General features: G+C 72.5%; 22 protein-coding genes. 10 read left to right on the top strand and 12 right to left on the bottom strand.

All coding sequences use genetic code 11. From position 1 onward, the window contains the following. Positions 1-19 precede the first annotated feature (19 nt). Entirely contained in the window at positions 20-1,669 is a 1,650-nt protein-coding gene (locus tag BX286_RS23000) for a phospho-sugar mutase (RefSeq protein WP_121016199.1), read from the top strand. Between the two features lie 309 nt (positions 1,670-1,978). Here the strand turns inward: BX286_RS23000 and BX286_RS22995 are convergent, their stop codons facing one another. The 3 genes from BX286_RS22995 to afsQ1 are packed head-to-tail and all read right to left on the bottom strand — an operon-like array spanning position 1,979 to position 4,777. Beyond that, positions 1,979-2,632 (bottom strand): hypothetical protein, encoded by a 654-nt coding sequence (locus tag BX286_RS22995; RefSeq protein WP_079429449.1) that lies wholly within the window; start codon positions 2,630-2,632, stop codon positions 1,979-1,981. Continuing rightward, the gene (locus BX286_RS22990; RefSeq protein ID WP_079429448.1) at positions 2,613-4,103 is read right to left on the bottom strand and encodes a cell wall metabolism sensor histidine kinase WalK; all 1,491 of its coding nucleotides are present in this window, start codon (positions 4,101-4,103) and stop codon (positions 2,613-2,615) included. Before BX286_RS22990 ends, BX286_RS22995 begins: the two co-directional genes overlap by 20 nt. Then, entirely contained in the window at positions 4,100-4,777 is a 678-nt protein-coding gene (gene afsQ1, locus BX286_RS22985; protein ID WP_185117195.1) for a two-component system response regulator AfsQ1, read from the bottom strand. The genes BX286_RS22990 and afsQ1 overlap by 4 nt, the downstream gene beginning before the upstream one ends. 218 nt (positions 4,778-4,995) lie before the next feature. Between afsQ1 and BX286_RS22980 the strand changes: the two genes are divergently transcribed. Beyond that, positions 4,996-5,697, top strand: coding sequence for a SigE family RNA polymerase sigma factor (locus BX286_RS22980; protein WP_079429447.1), 702 nt, complete (start codon positions 4,996-4,998; stop codon positions 5,695-5,697). Between the two features lie 212 nt (positions 5,698-5,909). Here the strand turns inward: BX286_RS22980 and BX286_RS22975 are convergent, their stop codons facing one another. After that, on the bottom strand, positions 5,910-6,548 hold the full coding sequence (locus tag BX286_RS22975; protein WP_260338021.1) for a uridine kinase: 639 nt from the start codon (positions 6,546-6,548) through the stop codon (positions 5,910-5,912). 143 nt (positions 6,549-6,691) lie between these two features. Here BX286_RS22975 and BX286_RS22970 point away from each other — a divergent pair, with 143 nt between their 5' ends. Next, positions 6,692-7,045, top strand: coding sequence for a hypothetical protein (locus BX286_RS22970; protein WP_079429445.1), 354 nt, complete (start codon positions 6,692-6,694; stop codon positions 7,043-7,045). Between the two features lie 77 nt (positions 7,046-7,122). Here BX286_RS22970 and BX286_RS22965 read toward each other — a convergent pair whose 3' ends face one another. From BX286_RS22965 to deoC, 3 genes are read right to left on the bottom strand one after another with little or no spacing between them, the layout of a single operon-like run. Continuing rightward, complete coding sequence (locus tag BX286_RS22965; RefSeq protein ID WP_079429444.1) at positions 7,123-8,019, bottom strand: aldehyde dehydrogenase family protein; 897 nt, start codon at positions 8,017-8,019, stop codon at positions 7,123-7,125. Next, on the bottom strand, positions 8,012-9,448 hold the full coding sequence (locus BX286_RS22960; RefSeq protein ID WP_079429443.1) for an aldehyde dehydrogenase family protein: 1,437 nt from the start codon (positions 9,446-9,448) through the stop codon (positions 8,012-8,014). Before BX286_RS22960 ends, BX286_RS22965 begins: the two co-directional genes overlap by 8 nt. A 5-nt stretch (positions 9,449-9,453) precedes the next feature. After that, a complete protein-coding gene (gene deoC / locus BX286_RS22955; protein ID WP_100864125.1) occupies positions 9,454-10,416 on the bottom strand; it encodes a deoxyribose-phosphate aldolase in 963 nt (320 codons plus the stop codon). A gap of 137 nt (positions 10,417-10,553) precedes the next feature. Here deoC and BX286_RS22950 point away from each other — a divergent pair, with 137 nt between their 5' ends. Continuing rightward, positions 10,554-11,171, top strand: coding sequence for a PH domain-containing protein (locus tag BX286_RS22950; protein WP_079429441.1), 618 nt, complete (start codon positions 10,554-10,556; stop codon positions 11,169-11,171). Positions 11,172-11,260: 89 nt separating this feature from the next. Here the strand turns inward: BX286_RS22950 and BX286_RS22945 are convergent, their stop codons facing one another. Continuing rightward, on the bottom strand, positions 11,261-11,632 hold the full coding sequence (locus BX286_RS22945; protein WP_315974755.1) for a PPOX class F420-dependent oxidoreductase: 372 nt from the start codon (positions 11,630-11,632) through the stop codon (positions 11,261-11,263). Positions 11,633-11,820: 188 nt separating this feature from the next. Here BX286_RS22945 and BX286_RS22940 point away from each other — a divergent pair, with 188 nt between their 5' ends. From BX286_RS22940 to BX286_RS22930, 3 genes are all read left to right on the top strand, one after another. After that, entirely contained in the window at positions 11,821-12,174 is a 354-nt protein-coding gene (locus BX286_RS22940) for a helix-turn-helix domain-containing protein (protein WP_121016194.1), read from the top strand. A gap of 101 nt (positions 12,175-12,275) precedes the next feature. Then, positions 12,276-12,866: a VanZ family protein gene (locus BX286_RS22935; protein ID WP_121016192.1), complete on the top strand. Its 591-nt coding sequence runs from the start codon at positions 12,276-12,278 to the stop codon at positions 12,864-12,866. A gap of 57 nt (positions 12,867-12,923) precedes the next feature. Continuing rightward, on the top strand, positions 12,924-13,136 hold the full coding sequence (locus BX286_RS22930) for a PspC domain-containing protein (RefSeq protein ID WP_079429437.1): 213 nt from the start codon (positions 12,924-12,926) through the stop codon (positions 13,134-13,136). Positions 13,137-13,205: 69 nt separating this feature from the next. On the opposite strand, the gene BX286_RS22925 is transcribed toward BX286_RS22930, so the two are convergent. From BX286_RS22925 to BX286_RS22915, 3 genes are all read right to left on the bottom strand, one after another. Further along, positions 13,206-13,973, bottom strand: coding sequence for a hypothetical protein (locus BX286_RS22925; RefSeq protein ID WP_121016190.1), 768 nt, complete (start codon positions 13,971-13,973; stop codon positions 13,206-13,208). Positions 13,974-14,127: 154 nt separating this feature from the next. After that, positions 14,128-14,391, bottom strand: coding sequence for a hypothetical protein (locus tag BX286_RS22920; protein WP_079429435.1), 264 nt, complete (start codon positions 14,389-14,391; stop codon positions 14,128-14,130). 139 nt (positions 14,392-14,530) lie between these two features. Further along, complete coding sequence (locus tag BX286_RS22915) at positions 14,531-15,679, bottom strand: adenosine deaminase (RefSeq protein WP_079429434.1); 1,149 nt, start codon at positions 15,677-15,679, stop codon at positions 14,531-14,533. A 113-nt stretch (positions 15,680-15,792) separates the two neighbouring features. Here BX286_RS22915 and BX286_RS22910 point away from each other — a divergent pair, with 113 nt between their 5' ends. The 3 genes from BX286_RS22910 (at position 15,793) to BX286_RS22900 (ending at position 18,251) form a co-directional block, all read left to right on the top strand. Then, complete coding sequence (locus BX286_RS22910; RefSeq protein ID WP_079429433.1) at positions 15,793-16,512, top strand: alpha/beta hydrolase; 720 nt, start codon at positions 15,793-15,795, stop codon at positions 16,510-16,512. Between the two features lie 69 nt (positions 16,513-16,581). Beyond that, positions 16,582-16,947, top strand: a complete 366-nt coding sequence (locus BX286_RS22905; protein WP_079429432.1) for a cupin domain-containing protein — start codon at positions 16,582-16,584, stop codon at positions 16,945-16,947. Positions 16,948-17,183: 236 nt separating this feature from the next. Next, positions 17,184-18,251, top strand: coding sequence for a helix-turn-helix transcriptional regulator (locus BX286_RS22900; RefSeq protein ID WP_237293061.1), 1,068 nt, complete (start codon positions 17,184-17,186; stop codon positions 18,249-18,251). On the opposite strand, the gene BX286_RS22895 is transcribed toward BX286_RS22900, so the two are convergent. Continuing rightward, entirely contained in the window at positions 18,248-19,186 is a 939-nt protein-coding gene (locus BX286_RS22895; protein WP_079429431.1) for a LysR family transcriptional regulator, read from the bottom strand. The genes BX286_RS22900 and BX286_RS22895 overlap by 4 nt on opposite strands. Between the last annotated feature and the right edge of the window lie 79 nt (positions 19,187-19,265).

Here is a 19,265-nt window from a genome sequence, read left to right as displayed (position 1 = left end):
GAGAGGTAAGGCGGAACTAGTGGAACAGGCACAGGACGACCTGCTCACCCGGGCCCGGACCTGGCTGGCGGAGGACCCTGACGAGGAGACCGCGGCCGAGCTGCGCGCGCTCATCGAGGCGGGCGACACCGCCGAGCTCGCGGACCGCTTCTCCGGCACGCTCCAGTTCGGCACCGCCGGGCTGCGCGGCGAGATCGGGGCGGGCCCGATGCGGATGAACCGCTCCGTGGTCATCCGCGCCGCGGCGGGCCTGGCGGCCTACCTGAAGGCCCAGGGCCACGAGGGCGGCCTGGTGGTCGTCGGCTACGACGCGCGCTACAAGTCCGCGGACTTCGCCCGCGACACGGCGGCCGTCATGACGGGCGCCGGCCTGCGCGCGGCCGTGCTCCCCCGCCCCCTCCCCACGCCCGTCCTCGCGTACGCGATAAGGCACCTGGGAGCCGTCGCCGGCGTCGAGGTGACCGCGAGCCACAACCCTCCCCGGGACAACGGCTACAAGGTCTACCTCGGCGACGGCTCGCAGATCGTCTCCCCCGCGGACGCGCAGATCGCGGCGGAGATCGACGCGATCTCCTCCCTCGCCTCCGTCCCCCGCCCCTCCGACGGCTGGCTGCAGCTCGACGAGGAGGTCCTGGAGGCCTACCTGGCGCGCACGGACTCCGTCCTGAGCCCCACGTCCCCGCGCGGCGTGCGGACCGTCTACACGGCCATGCACGGCGTCGGCAAGGACGTCGTGATGGCGGCCTTCGCCCGGCACGGCTTCCCCGCCCCGGTGCTCGTCACCGAGCAGGCCGAGCCGGACCCGGCCTTCCCGACGGTCGCCTTCCCCAACCCGGAAGAGCCCGGCGCGATGGACCTGGCCTTCGCGAAGGCCGCCGAGGTCCAGCCGGACATCGTGATCGCCAACGACCCGGACGCGGACCGCTGCGCCGTGGCGGTGCCCGACAACGGCGGCTGGCGCATGCTGCGCGGCGACGAGGTCGGCGCCCTCCTGGCGGCCCACCTGGTCCACAAGGGCGCCCAGGGCGTCTTCGCCGAGTCGATCGTCTCCTCGTCCCTCCTGGGCCGGATCGCCGAGGCGGCGAACCTCGGCTACGAGGAGACCCTCACGGGCTTCAAGTGGATCTCCCGCGTGGAGGGCCTGCGCTACGGCTACGAGGAGGCCCTCGGCTACTGCGTGGACCCCGAGGGCGTCCGCGACAAGGACGGCATCACCGCCGCCCTGCTGGTCGCCGAACTGGCCTCGGAGCTCAAGGAGCAGGGCCGCACCCTGACCGACCTCCTGGACGACCTGGCGATGGCCCACGGCCTCCACCACACCGACCAGCTGTCGGTCCGCGTGGAGGACCTGTCGATCATCGCCAACGCGATGGCCCGGCTCCGCGCGGAACCCCCGACGGCCCTGGCGGGCCTGCGGGTGGTCTCGGCGGAGGACCTGTCCCAGGGCACGGAGAAGCTCCCGCCCACGGACGGCCTGCGCTACTACCTGGAGGGCGACTACAAGGCCCGGGTCATCTGCCGCCCGTCGGGCACGGAGCCCAAGCTGAAGTGCTACCTCGAGGTGGTCGTCCCGGTCTCGGAAGCCTCGGACCTCACGGCGGCCCGCACCCGCGGCCAGGAAATCCTGGACACGGTGAAGAAGGACCTCGCGGCGGCCATCGGCCTGTAGCCCCCGCCCCCGCCGCCCCGACGGCCCCCTCGGCACAACCGAGGGGGCCGTCGGCATTCGCACGGGCCGCCATCTCCCCCGCGAGGGGCCGGGCCCGGGCGGTATCTGCCCACCCACCACCCGTCGGCGCCTACCCGGACCGGAACCGGCCAGCGGCCCGGTGCCGGGGCCACACTCGGCACCGGCCCGCTGTCCCGTCGCCGCCCGGCGGGATGCCGCCCCCCGCCCCACCCACCCGCACCCGGGGAGGCGGGTGGGCAGATACCGCCGGGCCCCCGTCCCTCGAGGGGGCGATGGCGGGCCCCGGCGTCAGGAGGGCGACGGTGACGGCGTCGGGGAGCCCGTCGGGCGGACCAGTTCGCCGAGGGTGGGGGCCGATTCCGGGCGGTTGCGGACCGCGTCCGTGCATTCCCAGGCGCGCGGCGGGTCCGCGTCCGGGCCGCCCAGGACCACCGGGCCGGGGCCCGCCGAGATGGCGTCGCTCGCGGAGAGGGTGCACACGATCTGGGCCAGGGCCACCGGCGGCAGGTCCTCGGGCTTGCGGCTCAGCCGGACCGTGCCCGCCGGGTCGCCGGGGCGCGCCGGGACGGACGTCAGCCCGTCCCGGACGCCGGTCGTGAAGCCGCCCTCCCGTTCCTGCTCGGACAGGGGGCGTTCCAGTTCCTCCAGCAGGGCCTGTGCGACCAGCGCGACGGGCTCGCGCCCGGTGCGCTTCTCGGGGACGGGGACGACCCGTTCCACCGCCACCAGCTGCGATCCGCAGACCAGCTCCACCTTGGCGCGGAACCCCTGCACCCCGCTCTGCCCGGGCGGCAGGTCCGGGGTGTCGCAGGACACCCGTGAGGGGGCCGGGCCCACGTCGACCGGAACGGTCGTGGCCCGGATCCCGCACCCGGTGAGGGCGAGGGCCAAGGCCCCTGCGCCCAGCAGCGCCGCGTGCGTCCTACGCTTCCGTGCCGCCACCGGCGATCACCTTCCCCACGTCCACCGGAAGCCGCAGGGTGAACACGGCCCCGCCTTCCGGGCCGTTCGCGGCCGTGATGTCGCCGCCGTGGATGTGCGCGTTCTCCATGGCGATCGACAGGCCCAGTCCGCTGCCGTCCGACTTCGGCCGGGAGGCGCTGGCCTTGTAGAACCGGTCGAAGACGTGCGGCAGCACCTCCTCCGGGATGCCCGGCCCGTTGTCCTTGACCGCGACGACCAGCCACTCCTCCTCGACCCGCACGGACACCCGCACCGGCGAGCCGCCGTGCTTGAGGGCGTTGCCGATCAGGTTGGCCAGGATGACGTCGAGGCGCCTGGGGTCGAGGCGGGCCACGATGCCGCGGCCGGCGTCGACCTCGACGGCGTCCAGCCAGGCCCGGGCGTCGATGCAGGCGGTGACCTGGTCGGCGACGTTGACGTCGTCGAGCACCAGTCGGGCCGTCCCCGCGTCGAAACGGGTGACCTCCATCAGGTTCTCCACCAGGTCGTTGAGCCGCCGGGTCTCGCTGACCACCAGGCCCACGGCCGGGGCGATCATCGGGTCGAGGTCGTCGACCTCCTCCTCCAGCACCTCGGCGACCGCCGTCAACGCCGTGAGCGGGGTGCGCAGTTCGTGGCTCATGTCGGCCACGAACCGCCGGCTGGCCTCCTCGCGGGCGCTCATGTCGGCGACCTTCTTCTCCAGCGCCTCCGCGGTGCGGTTGAACGTCCGTGAGAGGTCGGCGAGTTCGTCGGTGCCCGACACGTCGAGCCGGTGGTCGAGTTCGCCCTCGCCCAGTCTCCGTGCCGCCTCGCCGAGCCGCTGTACGGGCTTGAGCACGGTCCGGGCCGCCGCCTGCGCGAGCAGCGCCGATCCGAGCAGGGCCAGGCCCGTCGCGATGGTCAGGGACCAGCCGAGGGCGTTGAGGTCGTCGCGTTCCGTGGCCAGGGACTTGTACATGTAGCCGGTGGGTCCGCCGCCGATGATGCGCGTGCCGCCGACGAGGTAGGGCTTGCCGCCGGGCTTCGTCCGCTGCCAGTACATGTGGTACTCGGCGTCGTTCGCGGTCGTGGTCTTCTGGCGGTCGTTCACGGCGTGCTGGAGGGACTTCGGCACGTCGTCCAGCCCGAAGGACGCCGCCCCGGCGGCGCCGAACACGGGCCGCTTGTCCTTGCCCTCGCTGACGAGCAGCACGCTGTACCCGGGGCTGCTGCCCGCCATCAGCTCGGCGGTGCGCTGGAGTTCCTCGGGGGTGGGGTTGGCGGGCAGGGCCGCGGCGCGGTTCTGCATCTCCTGGCGGAAGTCGCCCAGGGCCGCGTCCTGGGTACGGGTGAGGACCGCCTCGCGGTTGAGCCAGTAGGCGATTCCGGAGGCGGAGACGGCGGCCGTCAGGGCGACCAGGGCGAACACCACGAGCAGCCGCACCCGCAGGCTGGTCCAGCGCCGGCCCGCGAAGAGGGCCTTGGTCACTGCGGGGAGTCCAGTCGGTAGCCGACGCCCCGGACCGTGCGGATCAGGGTCGGTGAGGAGGGGACCTCCTCGACCTTGGCGCGCAGCCGCTGTACGCACGCGTCGACGAGCCGCGAGTCGCCGAGGTAGTCGTGCTCCCACACCAGCCGGAGCAGCTGCTGGCGGGAGAGCGCCTGCCCGGGCCGGCGGCTGAGCTCCAGGAGCAGCCGCAGCTCGGTCGGTGTGAGCTGGAGGTCTTCGCCGTTCTTCGTCACGGTCATGGCGGCGCGGTCGATGACGAGGGACCCGAAGACGGCGGAGTCGCTGGCCTCGCGCTCGCCGCGGCGCAGCACGGCGCGGATGCGGGCGTCGAGCACCCGGCCCTGGACGGGCTTGACGACGTAGTCGTCGGCTCCGGACTCCAGGCCGACGACGACATCGATGTCGTCGCTGCGCGCGGTGAGCAGGATGATCGGCAGCTGGTCGGTGCGGCGGATCCTCCGGCACACCTCGAAGCCGTCGATGCCGGGCAGCATGACGTCGAGCACGATCAGGTCCGGCCGCTGCTCACGGAGCAGTTTCAGGCCGTCCTCGCCCGTCGCCGCGGTGGCCACACGGTGGCCCTGGCGGGTCAGGGAGAGTTCGAGGGCCGTGCGGATGGCGTCGTCGTCCTCGATCAGCAACAGGAAAGGCACGGGCTCATTCTGTCCCATCGGCCGTCGGGACTTCGACCGTCGCGCGCGACGGATCCGGCGTCGGCTCCCGCCCGGTTCCGTCGAGTCCCGCTCGGATCCGGATCGCGGGCGGCTGTGACAGTGCTGTGACAGTCGACGGACACGCCGGTTAAGTCGGCCGGGCAGTCTTTTGTCATCGAAGCACGGACCGAAGCAGACTCCACGACGGGGGGCGCGAGATGAACACGCTGCACAGCACCACCACCAGCGCGGTTGTCACGCGGCTGCACGACGCGAACCGCCGGGCGGGTGTCCGTACGGTGCCGGGCTCCCGGCGACAGGCTCATGTCGTAGCCATTGACGCGAACCAGTACCAGGCGGTTCCCGCCCAGCGGACCCCTTCCTCCCCGTCCTCCTCCTCGGAGGCGGAGTTCACGGCGTACGTCCAGGAGCGGCGCGCGGCCCTGTACGCGACGGCCTTCCACCTGACCGGCGACCGGCACGAGGCCGAGGACCTGCTGCAGAGCGCGCTGTTCTCCACCTACCGGGCCTGGGACCGGATCAGCGACAAGGCGGCGGTGGGCGGCTACCTGCGCCGGACGATGACGAACCTGCACATCAGCGCGTGGCGCCGGCGCAAGCTCAACGAGTACCCGACGGAGGAGCTGCCGGAGACGGCCTCCGACACGGACGCGATGCGCGGTACGGAGCTGCGCGCGGTGCTCTGGCAGGCGCTGGCCCGGATCCCGGAGCCGCAGCGCACGATGCTGGTGCTGCGGTACTACGAGGGCCGTACGGACCCGGAAATCGCGGAGATCCTGGGCATCAGCGTCGGCACCGTGAAGTCGAGCATCTGGCGCTCGCTGCGCCGGCTGCGCGAGGACGAGGTGCTGAGCTTCGGGCGGGACGAGGCGGAGTCCTTCGGGGAGCTCGTCGCGTAACACCGGGCACGACGCACCACGTACGACGCACCACGCACCACACACCACACACCACGCACCACACATCTGCACATCACAGACCGCAGACCACCGGCCAGGGGGTCCGTCCTACGGGGGTGGGACGGAGGCCGTGGGGGGGATGGAGGCGGGACCGGGCGGCCGGGGGTCCGCTCGGTCCCGCCTCTTCTTTTCGTGTCTTTTCGTGGCCGGGGCTACGCCGCCGCCGCGGTCGCCGAGCGGTGGCGGCCCGCCGCCGCCGCGGCGAGGCGGCCCAGGGCCTCGTCGCCGCCGCAGGCGTGGGCGCCGAGGGCGACGTGCCGGGCGACGATGCCGCGTTCGGCGCGCATCAGGCGCAGGCCTCGGCGCAGCAGGAACGGCAGGGACTTGCGGCCTTCGCGCAGGTCGCGGGCCAGTCGCCGGCGGAAGGTGGTGGAGGGGCGGCCGCGCAGGCAGATCGCGTCGGCGAGGAGGCCGAGTTCCTGGCAGCGGGCGGCGATGTCGGCGGCGAAGATGCCCTCCGCGATGAACAGCGGGGTGCGGGAGATGTCCAGGGTCTCCGTGCCGGTGCGGGAGCTGGTCGCGATGTCGTAGACGGGGACCTCGGTGCGGCCGGTGCGGCAGAGTTCGGCGACGGCGGCCACGGCGACTTCGGCGTCCCAGGACTGCGGGGAGTCCCAGTCGATGTCCGAGCTGCCCTCGACCAGGGGGAGGGTCGGGTCCGTCCCCTCCTTGTAGAAGTCGTCGAGGCGCAGTACGGGCAGCCCCGAGCGGGCCGCCAGCGAGGACTTGCCGGAACCCGAGGGACCGGTCAGGAGCACGACGCGCGTCGGAAGGGGAGATGAACAGCTCACGGGAGACCAGTGTGAGGCATGACCCCGCGTATCAACACACTGGCGACAGCCCCTGCGACCGGTCTCACACGGCGGGTTGGAACCGGAGACGCCCCCTCGACTACGCTGTGTGCGCACGCGACTACGACCCCAGGCGGGAACCAATGGCACGTCACGCAGCCTCCGACCCCTCTCCCCAGCGGCTCCGTTCCGCCGGACTGACCCTCTCCCTGGCCGGGGCGGCCCTGGCCATGGCGGCCGGTGCGGCGCAGGCCGGTGAGCTGGACCCGGCGGCGGCGGTCTCCGGGGTCGTCGACCCGATCTCCAACCTGAAGGTGAACCCCCTCGCACACACCGGCGTGGACCCCCTCGACAACGGGGTGGGCACGAAGGTCGCCGACTTCCCGGCGGTGGGCACGACGATGGTCACGGGGGTGCTGACGCAGGGGCCGTCGGTGAAGGAGATCCCGCAGGCGGCCGTCTCCTCGCTGCTGGGCCCGGTGCTCCCGAAGGGGTAGCGGCGGCGGACGCGCGAAGGCCCCGGCAGCACGGGGGGACTGGCTGCCGGGGCCGGCTCACGGGGGGGGGGCGGGGGCTAGTAGGAGGAGCCGCCCGAGCCCAGCGATCCGGTGGGGTGCCAGACCGTCTTGGTCTCCAGGAACGCCGTCATGCGCGACGTGCCCGGGTCGGCGGCCCAGTCGTCCACAGGCTGTGGACGCAGGACGCGCTTGAGGTTGTCGGCCGCGGCGATCTCCAGCTCCTTGGCCAGCGCCGCGTCCGCGCCCGCGAGGTCGATCGCGTTGACGTCCTGGTGGGCCGCGAGGTGCGGGCCCATCTCGGCGGCCTTGCCGGAGAGGATGTTGACGACGCCGCCCGGCAGGTCGGAGGTGGCCAGCACCTCGCCCAGGGACAGGGCGGGCAGCGGGGCCTTCTCGCTGGCGATGACGACGGCGGTGTTGCCCGTCGCGATCACCGGGGCGATCACCGAGACCAGGCCCAGGAAGGACGAGTCCTGCGGGGCCACGACCGTGACGACGCCGGTCGGTTCCGGGGTGGAGAGGTTGAAGAACGGGCCCGCGACCGGGTTGGCCGCGCCGGCGACCTGGCCGATCTTGTCGGTCCAGCCCGCGTACCAGACCCAGCGGTCGATGGCCGCGTCGACGACCGCCGCCGCCTTGGACTTTGACAGGCCCTCGGCCTCGCCGACCTCGCGGACGAACTGCTCGCGGCGGCCCTCCAGCATCTCGGCGATGCGGTAGAGGATCTGGCCACGGTTGTACGCGGTCGCGCCCGCCCAGCCACCGAAGGCCTTGCGGGCGGCGACGACCGCGTCACGGGCGTCCTTGCGGGAGGACAGCGGGGCGTTGGCCAGCCACTTCCCCTTCGAGTCGCTCACCTCGTACACCCGGCCGCTCTCGGAGCGGGGGAACTTGCCCCCGACGTACAGCTTGTAGGTCTTGAAGACGTTCAGACGCAGAGAGGACTCAGACATCGAGGTAGGCCTCCAGACCGTGGCGGCCGCCCTCGCGGCCGAAGCCCGACTCCTTGTAGCCGCCGAAGGGCGAGGTCGGGTCGAACTTGTTGAACGTGTTGGCCCAGACGACGCCCGCGCGGAGCTTGTTCGCCACCGCGAGGATGCGGGAGCCCTTCTCCGTCCAGATGCCGGCGGACAGGCCGTACTGGCTGTTGTTGGCCTTGGCGACGGCCTCGTCCGGGGTGCGGAACGTCAGCACGGACAGGACCGGGCCGAAGATCTCGTCACGGGCGACGGTGTGCGCCTGGGTGACGTTCGTGAAGAGCGTCGGGGCGAACCAGTAGCCGGAGGACGGCAGCTCGCAGGCCGGGGACCAGCGCTCGGCGCCCTCGGCCTCGCCGGTGTCGGCCAGGGCCGTGATCCGGGCGAGCTGCTCGGCGGAGTTGATCGCGCCGATGTCGGTGTTCTTGTCGAGCGGGTCGCCCAGGCGCAGGGTGCTCAGGCGGCGCTTGAGGGAGTCCAGCAGCTCGTCGTGGATCGACTCCTGGACCAGCAGGCGGGAGCCCGCGCAGCAGACCTGGCCCTGGTTGAAGAAGATGCCGTTGACGATGCCCTCGACGGCCTGGTCGATGGGGGCGTCGTCGAAGACGATGTTGGCGCCCTTGCCGCCCAGCTCCAGGGTGACCTTCTTGCCGGTGCCGGCGATCTGGCGGGCGATGGCCTTGCCGACCGCGGTGGAGCCGGTGAAGGCGACCTTGTTGACGTCGGGGTGGGCGACGAGCTCGGCACCCGCGTCCCCGTAGCCGGGGATGATGTTGACGACGCCCTTGGGGAGACCGGCCTGGCGGCAGATGTCCGCGAAGAACAGCGCCGAGAGGGGGGTGGTCTCCGCCGGCTTGAGGACGACGGTGTTGCCGGTGGCGAGCGCCGGGGCGATCTTCCACGCGAGCATCAGCAGCGGGAAGTTCCAGGGGATGACCTGGCCGGCCACGCCCAGCGGGCGCGGGTTCGCGCCGTAGCCCGCGTGGTCGAGCTTGTCGGCCCAGCCCGCGTAGTAGAAGAAGTGCGCGGCGACCAGCGGGAGGTCCGCGTCGCGGGTCTCCTTGATCGGCTTGCCGTTGTCCAGGGTCTCCAGGACGGCCAGCTCGCGGCTGCGCTCCTGGATGATCCGGGCGATGCGGAAGAGGTACTTGGCGCGCTCGGAGCCGGGCAGCGCGGACCACTTCTCGAAGGCGCGGCGGGCGGCCTTGACGGCGCGGTCGACGTCGGCGGCGCCGGCCTGGGCGACCTCCGACAGGACCTCCTCGCTGGAGGGGCTGACGGTCTTGAAGACCTTGCCGTCGGCGGCGTCGGTGAACTCGCCGTCGATGAAGAGCCCGTAGGAGGGGGCGATGTCGACGACCGAGCGGGACTCGGGAGCCGGTGCGTACTCGAAGAGGGATGCCATGGTGATCAGTCCACCGTCACGTAGTCGGGTCCGGAGTAACGCCCGGTGCTCAGCTTCTGGCGCTGCATGAGCAGGTCGTTCAGCAGGCTGGAGGCGCCGAAGCGGAACCACTCGTTGGTCAGCCAGTCCTCGCCCGCGGTCTCGTTGACCAGGACCAGGAACTTGATGGCGTCCTTGGTGGTGCGGATGCCGCCGGCCGGCTTCACGCCGATCTGGATTCCAGTCTGCGCCTTGAAGTCGCGGACGGCTTCGAGCATGAGCAGGGTGTTGGCGGGGGTGGCGTTGACGCCGACCTTGCCGGTGGAGGTCTTGATGAAGTCGGCGCCCGCGAGCATGCCGATCCAGGAGGCGCGGCGGATGTTGTCGTACGTCGACAGCTCGCCGGTCTCGAAGATGACCTTCAGCCGGGCGGCGGTGCCGTCCTCGCGGACGCACGCCTCCTTGACGGCCTTGATCAGCTCGTAGGTGTCCAGGTAGCGGCCGGCGAGGAAGGCGCCACGGTCGATGACCATGTCGATCTCGTCGGCGCCGGCGGCGACGGCGTCACGGGTGTCGGCCAGCTTGACCGGCAGGGCGGCGCGGCCCGCCGGGAAGGCGGTGGCGACGGAGGCGACCTTGACGTCGGCGCCGTTGAGCGCCGCCTTGGCGGTGGCCACCATGTCGGGGTAGACGCAGACCGCGGCGGTCATGGGCGTCGTGCGGTCCAGGGGGTCGGGGTTGACGGCCTTGGCGGCGAGCGACCGGACCTTGCCCGGGGTGTCCGCACCCTCGAGCGTCGTCAGGTCGATCATCGAGATGGCCAGGTCGATGGCGTACGCCTTGGCCGTCGTCTTGATCGAACGGGTGCCGAGGGAGGCCGCGCGGGCCTCCAGTCCGACTGCGTCGACGCCGGGCAGCCCGTGCAGGAAGCGGCGCAGCGCGCTGTCGGACGTCGTCACGTCAGCGAATGCGGTGAGGGTGGTGGGCATGGTCACCAGATGAGCATATCTACGCGCGTAGCGACCTGTCACCCCCCTCGTGCACATCTGCGCGTGACGTCCGCCATCGGTGCACCCGCCCCCGCGCGCCGGTGGCCCCCGGACGGGCATGCGGCACAATCGGCGGCATGACCACACCCTCCACCCATGAGCCGGCCTACGCGGACCGCGTCTACCGCTCCCCCATGGCCGTCGTCACCGGGGTGCTGATCCTGGCGATGATCGTCTGGCTGTGCGGGGACGCCGTCGTGCGCGGCGTGGGCAGCGGCCGGTGGATCGGGCTCGCCGCCGCGCTGTGCGCCGTACCGCTGACCGTGGCGTTCACCATCCGGCCGGCCGTCTTCGCCAACGAGGACCGGATGCGGGTCCGCAACCCCTTCCGGGTCATCGAGCTGCCCTGGGCCGTGGTGGACGCGGTGCGCGCCGGGTACTCGGCGGAGGTGCTGGCGGACGGGGCGACGTACCAGCTCTGGTCGGTGCCGGTGTCGCTGCGCGAGCGCAAGAAGGCGAACCGCTCGGCCGGCCGGCGCGAGGCGCCGGGCGGCGGGGGCGCCGGAGACAAGGCGGCCGCGCCGGTGGCGCGGGCCTCCGCCGACAAGGCCGTGGACGAGCTGACCGAGCTGGCCGAGCGCGGAGCCGCCCGGCCCGGCGCGCAGGGGCCGGTCCGCGTGCGGTGGGCCTGGGAGATCATCGTCCCGGCGGTGACGGGCGCGGTCCTGCTGGCCGTGCTGCTGATGGTCAGGTAGGGGCGCCGACGGCGGGTCCGGCCCGGGAGGGCGTCCCGCCCGCGTCCGGCCGTCCGGGACCGGCCGTCCGGGACCCGCCGGCCGGCCCCTCAGAGGGAGATCGCGACGACCTTTTCCGCGGTGATCCGCACGATCAGCCGGACGACCTCGGCCGGCTCCGGCGGCGGGTCCTCGCCGAGGTAGTGCCGGGACAGCTCGCGCGGCAGTTCCTTGTGCGGGTCCGGCAGCAGTTCGGCCGTGCCCCGTATCTCCACCGACCGGTAGGGGTTCTCGCGGTCGTAGACCGTCAGGCTGATGCGCGGGTCGCGGGCGAGGTTGCGCGCCTTCTTTCGTCCCGCGGTGGTGGAGAAGACCACGGCGTCCCCGCGCCTGCCGGCCCAGACCACGGAGGTCTGCGGGCCGCCGTCGGGGTTCAGCGTCGCCACCACCGCGAAGTTCCGGCCGTCGAGCAGCTCCCTCACCCCCGCGTCCAACTCCACCGCCGCGGGAAGCACTTGCGTGCTGCCGGTGTTCCTCACTCGTCGTCCCTCGCCTCTCGTCGGGCCTGCGGATGGGCGCGAGCCGGCCGGACGGGCCGTCCTCGCGGGGCACTGACGTGCACACCGCCCATCCTCGAAGAGGGCGCCGCACAACGGAAGAAGGCACATTTATGTCACGTACTACCGCGTGCACGGCGCAGGAGGGCGCGGGCCGTGAGGTCTGCACCGTCCTCGACGTGCTCGGCAGGGTGAGCGGCAAATGGAGTCTCGGCGTCCTGAGCGAAACCCTCCACGGGCCCGTCCGCTTCTCGGCGCTCGAACGGTCGCTGGCCGGGATCAGCCGCCGGATCCTCACCCTCACGCTGCGCGAGCTGGAGGAGGACGGCCTGCTGGTCCGCACCGTGTACCCCACGGTGCCGCCCCGGGTGGAGTACGCCGCCACCGACGCGGCGCGCGAGCTCTACGGGCGGCTCACCGGTCTCGCTGACTGGGCGGAGCGGCACCCGGCGCCGGGGACCGGCTGACCGGGGGCGCTGACCGGGGGCGCTGACCGGGCGCGCCACACGGTCCGAGACGGCAGCGGCCGACCGGAACCGCCGCCACCGGGGGTGGCGTCCTCGCTGGTGTGCACCGTCATGAGGGCAGCGGCAGCGCCGCCACCGCCACACAGCTCCCGGTCCGTCCCCGGCTCCTGAGCGGGGCCCTGCTGGCCGCGCACCTGCTGGTCGTCGGATGGCTCACCCTGAGTCCGCTGGACGTGCCCTGGGCGGCGGCCGCGAACCTGTCGCCGCTGGAGGGGATCCGGGCGGACCTGGCGCTGGGGCCGCTGGAGGCCGCGCGGCGGATCGGGGAGGGGCTGGCGCTGCTGGCCCCGCTGGGGGTGCTGCTGCCGCTGGCGGGGGGCCGGCTGAAGCCCGGGGCGCTGGCCGCGTGGGCCTCGCTGGCGCGGACGGCGACGGCCGCCGTACTGATCTCGCTGAGCATCGAAATGCTCCAGACGGCCGTTCCGGGGCGGGTTCCGGACGTGGATTCCCTGCTGCTGAACACCGCCGGGGTGATGATCGTGCACATGGCGGTCGTACCGGTGCTGCGGGCCAGGCTGCGCAGGCCCCTGAGCTCCCCGGATGCGGTGTCTCAGGGGAACACCCCGAGAATTCCCAGGGTCGGCCTCGGCCCGTGGACCGACGTTCTGTCGGCCGTGCCGCGCGAGTATTGATTCATCGCGCCAGGAAATGACGGAATGCGCGCGAATCCCGATACGAAGGAGCACACCATGAGCGCGCTGACCCGCCCCCGTGACGGACGGCTGATCGGCGGCGTCTGCGCCGGACTGGCCAAGCGGTTCGGAATGAAGGCCCGCACGATGCGGCTCATCTTCGTCCTGTCCTGCCTGCTGCCCGGCCCGCAGTTCCTGATCTACCTGGCGCTGTGGCTGCTGATCCCGAACGAGAAGTCCGGCGTGGGCGCCGCGAGCGCCGCCTGGTAGGACTCCTCGTGCCGGCCGCGGCCGGCGCTCGCGACCGGCTCGCAAGACCCGGCCGCCCTCAGGCCGGGTTCAGCCGGCCTTCCGGACCTTCTCCAGCTGCTTGTCGGCGACTTCCTGCGGAACCGCCGCCTTCTGGCCGGCGGCCGCCACGTTGAGGGCCATCAGCCGTACGATGCTGGACCCCTCGCGGACGACGACCAGGTGGACCTGGGCCGAGACGCCTTCGGCGGATGCGGTCGTGGTCCAGCTGACGCTCTCGTCACCGGCGGTCTTGAACGGGACCGCCTTCACGTCCCGGTAGGTGCCGGTCTGCTTCTGCACGGTTGCGGTGAAGCCGGAGCCGCAGGCCGCGACGGCTTCGCGGAGCCGGGCGACGACCTTCTTGGCGTCCCTCTCGTCGTAGGAGCTGACGGACGCGGAGACGGCGAGGCCGACCTGCTTCTGGGAGCCGATGCCCCGGTTGACGGTCTCGTGCGCGGCCGGGTCGGGCTTGTCGCCCATGATGTCGGCGAGCGGCTGGCAGGCCTTCTTGTCGGCCTGCGGCTGGCCGGCCGGGGCGTTGGGGTTCTTGCCCTGCGCCGAGACCTGGTAGCCGGGGAGGTCGCCCTGCGCGAGGGCGGAGCGCTCCAGACGGGCGTCCTTGGCCTTGGGGGCCGGGGAGGCGGCGGCGGGGCCGGGTGCGCCGGAGGGAGAGGCGGCCGCGGAGCCCTTGGGGTCGGGGCCCTTTCCGGGCGGCGCGGCGTCCGTACCGTCGCTGCAGCCGACGGCTCCGAGGAGCAGGGCGGGGAGCAGCGCGAACGTCGTCGCGGGCGCCTTGAATCGTGCCGTGATGCGCATGACCGGACCTCTCCCCCAGCTACCGCTGGGTGTGCCCCCACCCATACGTCGGCGGGTAGTTGGTGGGGATCGTGGCACACCGCGCCGCATGGCGCACACCGCCTCGAAGGGGTGTGCGCCATGCGTACGGGTGTGCGTTTCGCGGGGTGGGCGGTTAGCCCAGGGCGCCACCGAGGCCGCCGAGCGCGGGGACTCCGCCGAGCAGCTGGTTCACCGGCGCGGCCGGGTCGCTGGCCTGGCCGTCCTGGCCCTTCTCCGTCTGGTTGGTGATGGAGCTGGTGGCGCTGGTGACGGTGCCGAGGGCGTCCGTGAGGTTCGGGGTGGGGAGCGCCGAGGCGGAGGCGGTACCCGCGGCACCCGCGGCGAGGGCGGCACCAATGACAGCGACACCGAGGGACTTGGCAGCAGACTGCTTCATGAAAAATCGTCCTTGCGACGGGGAATCGAGCGGCTCCGCAAGTTAGTCACTTCAAACCCCCTCCCGCAAACATCCTTTAATACGAGAAAGCGCCCGGGGTGACGTGCCGCCGGGCGCTTTCCGTGGGTCATTCTGTGGCCTATGCCGATACGGATCCGCTGGTGGAAGCGGTCTGACGGAAAAGCCACTCGGACTTCAGCTCCGCATAACCGGGCTTGATCACGTCGTTGATCATCGCCAGTCGTTCATCGAAAGGAATGAATGCGGACTTCATCGCATTGACGGTGAACCACTGCATGTCGTCGAGCGAGTAGCCGAAGGTGTCGACCAGGTGCTCGAACTCGCGGCTCATGCTGGTGCCGCTCATCAGGCGGTTGTCGGTGTTGACCGTCAGCCGGAAGTGCAGCTTGCGCAGCAGGCCGATCGGGTGCTCGGCGTACGAGGCGGCCGCGGCGGTCTGCAGGTTCGACGTCGGGCACATCTCCAGGGGGATGCGCTTGTCGCGGACGTACGAGGCCAGGCGGCCGAGCTTCACGGAGCCGTCGGCGGCGACCTCGATGTCGTCGATGATCTTCACGCCGTGGCCCAGGCGGTCGGCGCCGCACCACTGGAGGGCCTGCCAGATCGACGGCAGGCCGAAGGCCTCGCCGGCGTGGATGGTGAAGTGGTTGTTCTCGCGCTTGAGGTACTCGAACGCGTCGAGGTGGCGGGTGGGGGGGAACCCGGCCTCGGCGCCGGCGATGTCGAAGCCGACGACGCCGTTGTCGCGGTAGCGGTTGGCCAGTTCGGCGATCTCCAGCGCGCGGGCCGCGTGGCGCATCGCGGTCAGCAGGGCGCCGATGCGGATGCGGTGGCCGCCCGCCTTGGCGCGGCGCTCGCCCTCGCGGAAGCCGGCGTTGACCGCCTCGACGACCTCTTCGAGGGTCAGGCCGGCCTCCAGGTGCTGCTCGGGGGCGTAGCGGATCTCGGCGTACACGACGCCGTCCTCGGCCAGGTCCTCGGCGCACTCGGCGGCGACCCGGAAGAGGGCCGCCTTGGTCTGCATGACGGCGCAGGTGTGCGCGAACGTCTCCAGGTAGCGCGGGAGGGAGCCGGAGTCGGCGGCGTCGCGGAACCAGACGCCGAGCTTGTCGGCGTCGGTCTCGGGCAGCTTGTCGTAGCCGACCTCGGCGGCCAGCTCGATGATGGTGCCGGGGCGGAGGCCACCGTCGAGGTGGTCGTGCAGGAGCACCTTCGGGGAGCGGCGGATCTGATCCGGGCTGGGCGTGTTGGGGGTCTCGCTCGTCATCCCGGCACTCTACTCCTACGCGCGTAGAGCAACCCGTCGGCGGCGGGCGTCGATATGTAACAGAGACCGTACGGACGGGTGGCATACACCCGCCGGTCTGAGACTGTTCCGCCATGGCACAGCATGCGCCGCCGGCGCGCGGGGCCCGCCTGGGGCGGGCGGCCGGCGCGAACGGCCCGGAGTCGATGGTCAGCGGTGTGGTCCTCCTGCTCCCCGGGGCGTCCAGGATCGCCCCCGGTCCGCTGCGCCCGCTCGCTCGGGCGCTGGCCCGGGCGGGCGGTGAGCAGGGGCTGGTGGCGCACACCGTGCTGCACGGCCCGCAGGAGCGGGAGGAGGCCGCACGGTGGGCGGCCGACGAGGCGCTGCGCCGGTACGGGGACGTGCCGGTCTGCCTGGCCGGCTACGGGGCCGGGGGCCGGACGGCACTGCGGGCGGCGGGGCACGGGGCCGTCAACTCGGTGGTGGCACTGGCCCCTTGGTTACCGCAGGAGGTGCACGAGGGCTCCCCTGAACCGGTGAAACAGCTCGCGGGGCGGCAGGTGCTGATCGTGCACGGGACGAACGACGCGCGCAGTGACCCGGAGTCCTCCTTCCGGCTGGCGGCGCGGGCGAAGAAGGCGAATCGTTCTACTTGCCGGTTCGAGGTGCATTCGGACGGGCACGGGCTGCGCGAGCACCGGGCGGAAGTGGTGGCGCTCGCGGTGGACTTCGTCCTGGGCGCGATGGTCTCGGGGCGGTACTCGCGGCCGGTGACGGACGCGCTGGCGGCTCCCCCGCCGCTGGGCCTGCGGATGCCGCTGGCCTCGGGGTTCGGGCGGTCGCTGCGGGGGTGAGGGGCGGGTGGCCCGGGCGTAGAGTGAGGAGTGGACTCGGGGTTCGTTCTCTCCGGGAGGCGACAGAGCATGGCCACAATGGTGCGCAGGAGCTTCGACAGCGCCGACGAGACCCGGCCGTTCGCGGACGGCAAGGGCCGGCTGGACGTGGTCCAGGCCGAAGGCGGTGCCGTCGGACGGGCGGTCTTCGAACCGGGCTGGCGCTGGTCGGAGCACATCAAGCCGCTGGCCGGCACGGACAGCTGCCAGGCCGCGCACACGGGGTACGTGGTGAGCGGCAGGATGCACGTCGTCATGGACGACGGGCAGGAGGAGGACTACGGCCCGGGGGACTTCATGCAGGTCTCGCCGGGGCATGACGCCTGGGTGCTCGGCGACGAGCCGTGCGTGGCGCTGGACTGGACGGGCTTCGGGGACTACGCGAAGCCCAAGTAGCCGCCGGGTACGGGTGCGCGGGACGGGGGCGGGCGCGCGGCGTCCTTCCGTGCCTGCCGCTCCGCCCCCTCACGGTCGGACGGCACCGATGGATCCGGCGTCGCCGCCCCCGGCACGCCGTGATCCCCACTGTGCCGGTTCGGCATATGCCGGGTGCACGGATACCGGAGTCGACTTGTCGCCTTGCGGGAACCCGAGGGGTTTATAAAAGGTGACAGCCAGGGACGAATAGGCATATGCCAGTCGATGCCGACGGAGCCGATGGATCCGATCTGAGCCCCGCCGCCCGGCGTCTGTACGCCTTCGCCGCGGAGCGGTACGCCTTCACCCCCGCCGAGGCCACCACCGCCCTGGGCGCCCGGGCGGGCGCCGCCGTCAAGGAACTGGCCGCCGCCCACCTGCTCCAGCGCGCCCCCGGCGACGGCCCGGAACGCTGGACGGCGGTCGCGCCCCGCGCGGCGGCCGCCCGGGCGCTGGCCCCGCTGGCCCTGCTCGTACGGGAGACCCACGACGAGATGGACCGGCTGCGCGGGCGGCTGGAGGCGCTGGTGCCGGCGTACGAGGCGGGCACCGCGCACCGCGACGACGGCGGGGCGGGCAACCTGGAGCTGGTCACCGACCTGGGGGCGGTGCGGGGGCTGATCGCCGAGCTGGTGGCGGGCTGCGAGCAGGAGCTGCTGACCTCCCAGCCGGGCGGCGGCCGCCCCCAGGAGACCCTGGAGGAGGCGGTCGGCCGGGACGAGTCGCTGCTGGCGCGCGGGGTCCGGATGCGGACGATCTACCAGCACACGGCACGTTACTCACGGCCGACGGCGGCGTACGTGGAACGGGTGACGGCGCTGGGGGCGCAGGTGCGGACCCTGGGCGACGGGCTGATGCGGATGCTGATCTTCGACGCCCACACCGGCCTGATGTCGGTCCCGGACCGGCAGGGCGCGGCACTGGTGGTCCGCGAGCCGAGCGTCGTCCACTTCATGACGGCTGCCTTCGAACGCTCCTGGCTGGGCGCCCGCCCCTTCCCGACGACGGTGAGCCCGGAAGCCGCCAGGTCCCTCTCGGACGAGCTCCGCCAGATGATCGTACGGCTGCTGTCGGAGGGCCTGGAGGACAAGGTCATCGCCCGCCGCCTGGGCATGTCGGAACGCACCTGCCAGCGGCACATCGCGGAGATCATGCGCGCGGTGGGCGCCAAGTCACGCTTCCAGGCGGGCTACTTGCTGTCGGCGGCGGCAGCCTCGTCGTGCCCCGAGACGGACGGGGAGGGCGGCGGGGGCGGCGACGGGGGCAGGGGCGGGGCCGGCTAGGCCGGGGGTTCCAGTTCCGGGATGAGGCGGCCGCGGCGGGAGAGGAGGAAGCGCTTGAACGCGGCCACCGGCGGGGTGTCCGGGTGGCCGTCCAGCCAGGCCACGCCGATCTCGCGGACCGCGCGCGGTGCCGTGACCGTCAGCTCGACCACGCCCGGGCGCGGGACCAGGGGCGGGGGGAGCAGAGCCACGCCCAGGCCCGCCGCGACGAGGCCGCGCAGGGTTTCGGCCTCCTCGCCCTCGAAGGCCACCTTCGGGGTGAACCCCGCCTCCGCGCACAGGTTGTCGGTGATGCGCCGCAGGCCGTAGCCGGGTTCCAGGGTGACGAACGTTTCCTCGGCGGCCTCGGCGAGGCGGATGCGCTTGCGGCCCGCCAGGCGGTGGTCGTCCGGGACCACCAGGCGCAGCCGCTGCTCGTCCAGCCGGCGGGCGACCAGGTCGGGGGCGTCGGGGACGGGCGAGGTCAGGCAGAGGTCGAGCTCTCCGGCGCGCAGCTTCTCCAGCATGGCCTCGCCGTAGTTCTGGACGAGGGCGAAGCGGACCCGGGGGTGGTCGGCGCGGAAGGCGCGGATCAGGCCGGGTACGGTCTCGGGGCCCAGGGTGTGCAGGAAGCCGAAGGCGACCTTCCCGAAGCCGGGGTCGGCGTCCTGCTGCACGGAGCCGGCGGCGCGGGCGATTCCCGCGAGGGCTTCTTCGGCGGAGGCGAGGAAGGTGCGGCCGGCCGTGGTGAGGGCGACGGTGCGGCCCTTGCGGGCGAACAGCGAGACGCCCAGGTCCTGTTCGAGGCGGACCATCGCCCGGGAGAGGGTGGACTGCGGCACGCCCAGCTCCTGGGCGGCGCGGGTGACGTGCTCGTGCTGGGCGACCGCGACGAACTGGGCGAGGCGCGGGGCCAGCCCTTGTGTCACGGCCATGTCTTCTTCGTAACGGTTCATTGATATCCGAAGCCATGAGCTGTGCTGATGCGTGGGTGGATTGATTATGGCCCGTTTGTGCATTGGACGCATGAAGAAG

This window comes from Streptomyces sp. 3211.6 (assembly GCF_003634815.1).
GTDB lineage: Bacteria > Actinomycetota > Actinomycetes > Streptomycetales > Streptomycetaceae > Streptomyces > Streptomyces katrae_A.
This window is presented reverse-complemented; position numbering and strand designations above follow the sequence as displayed.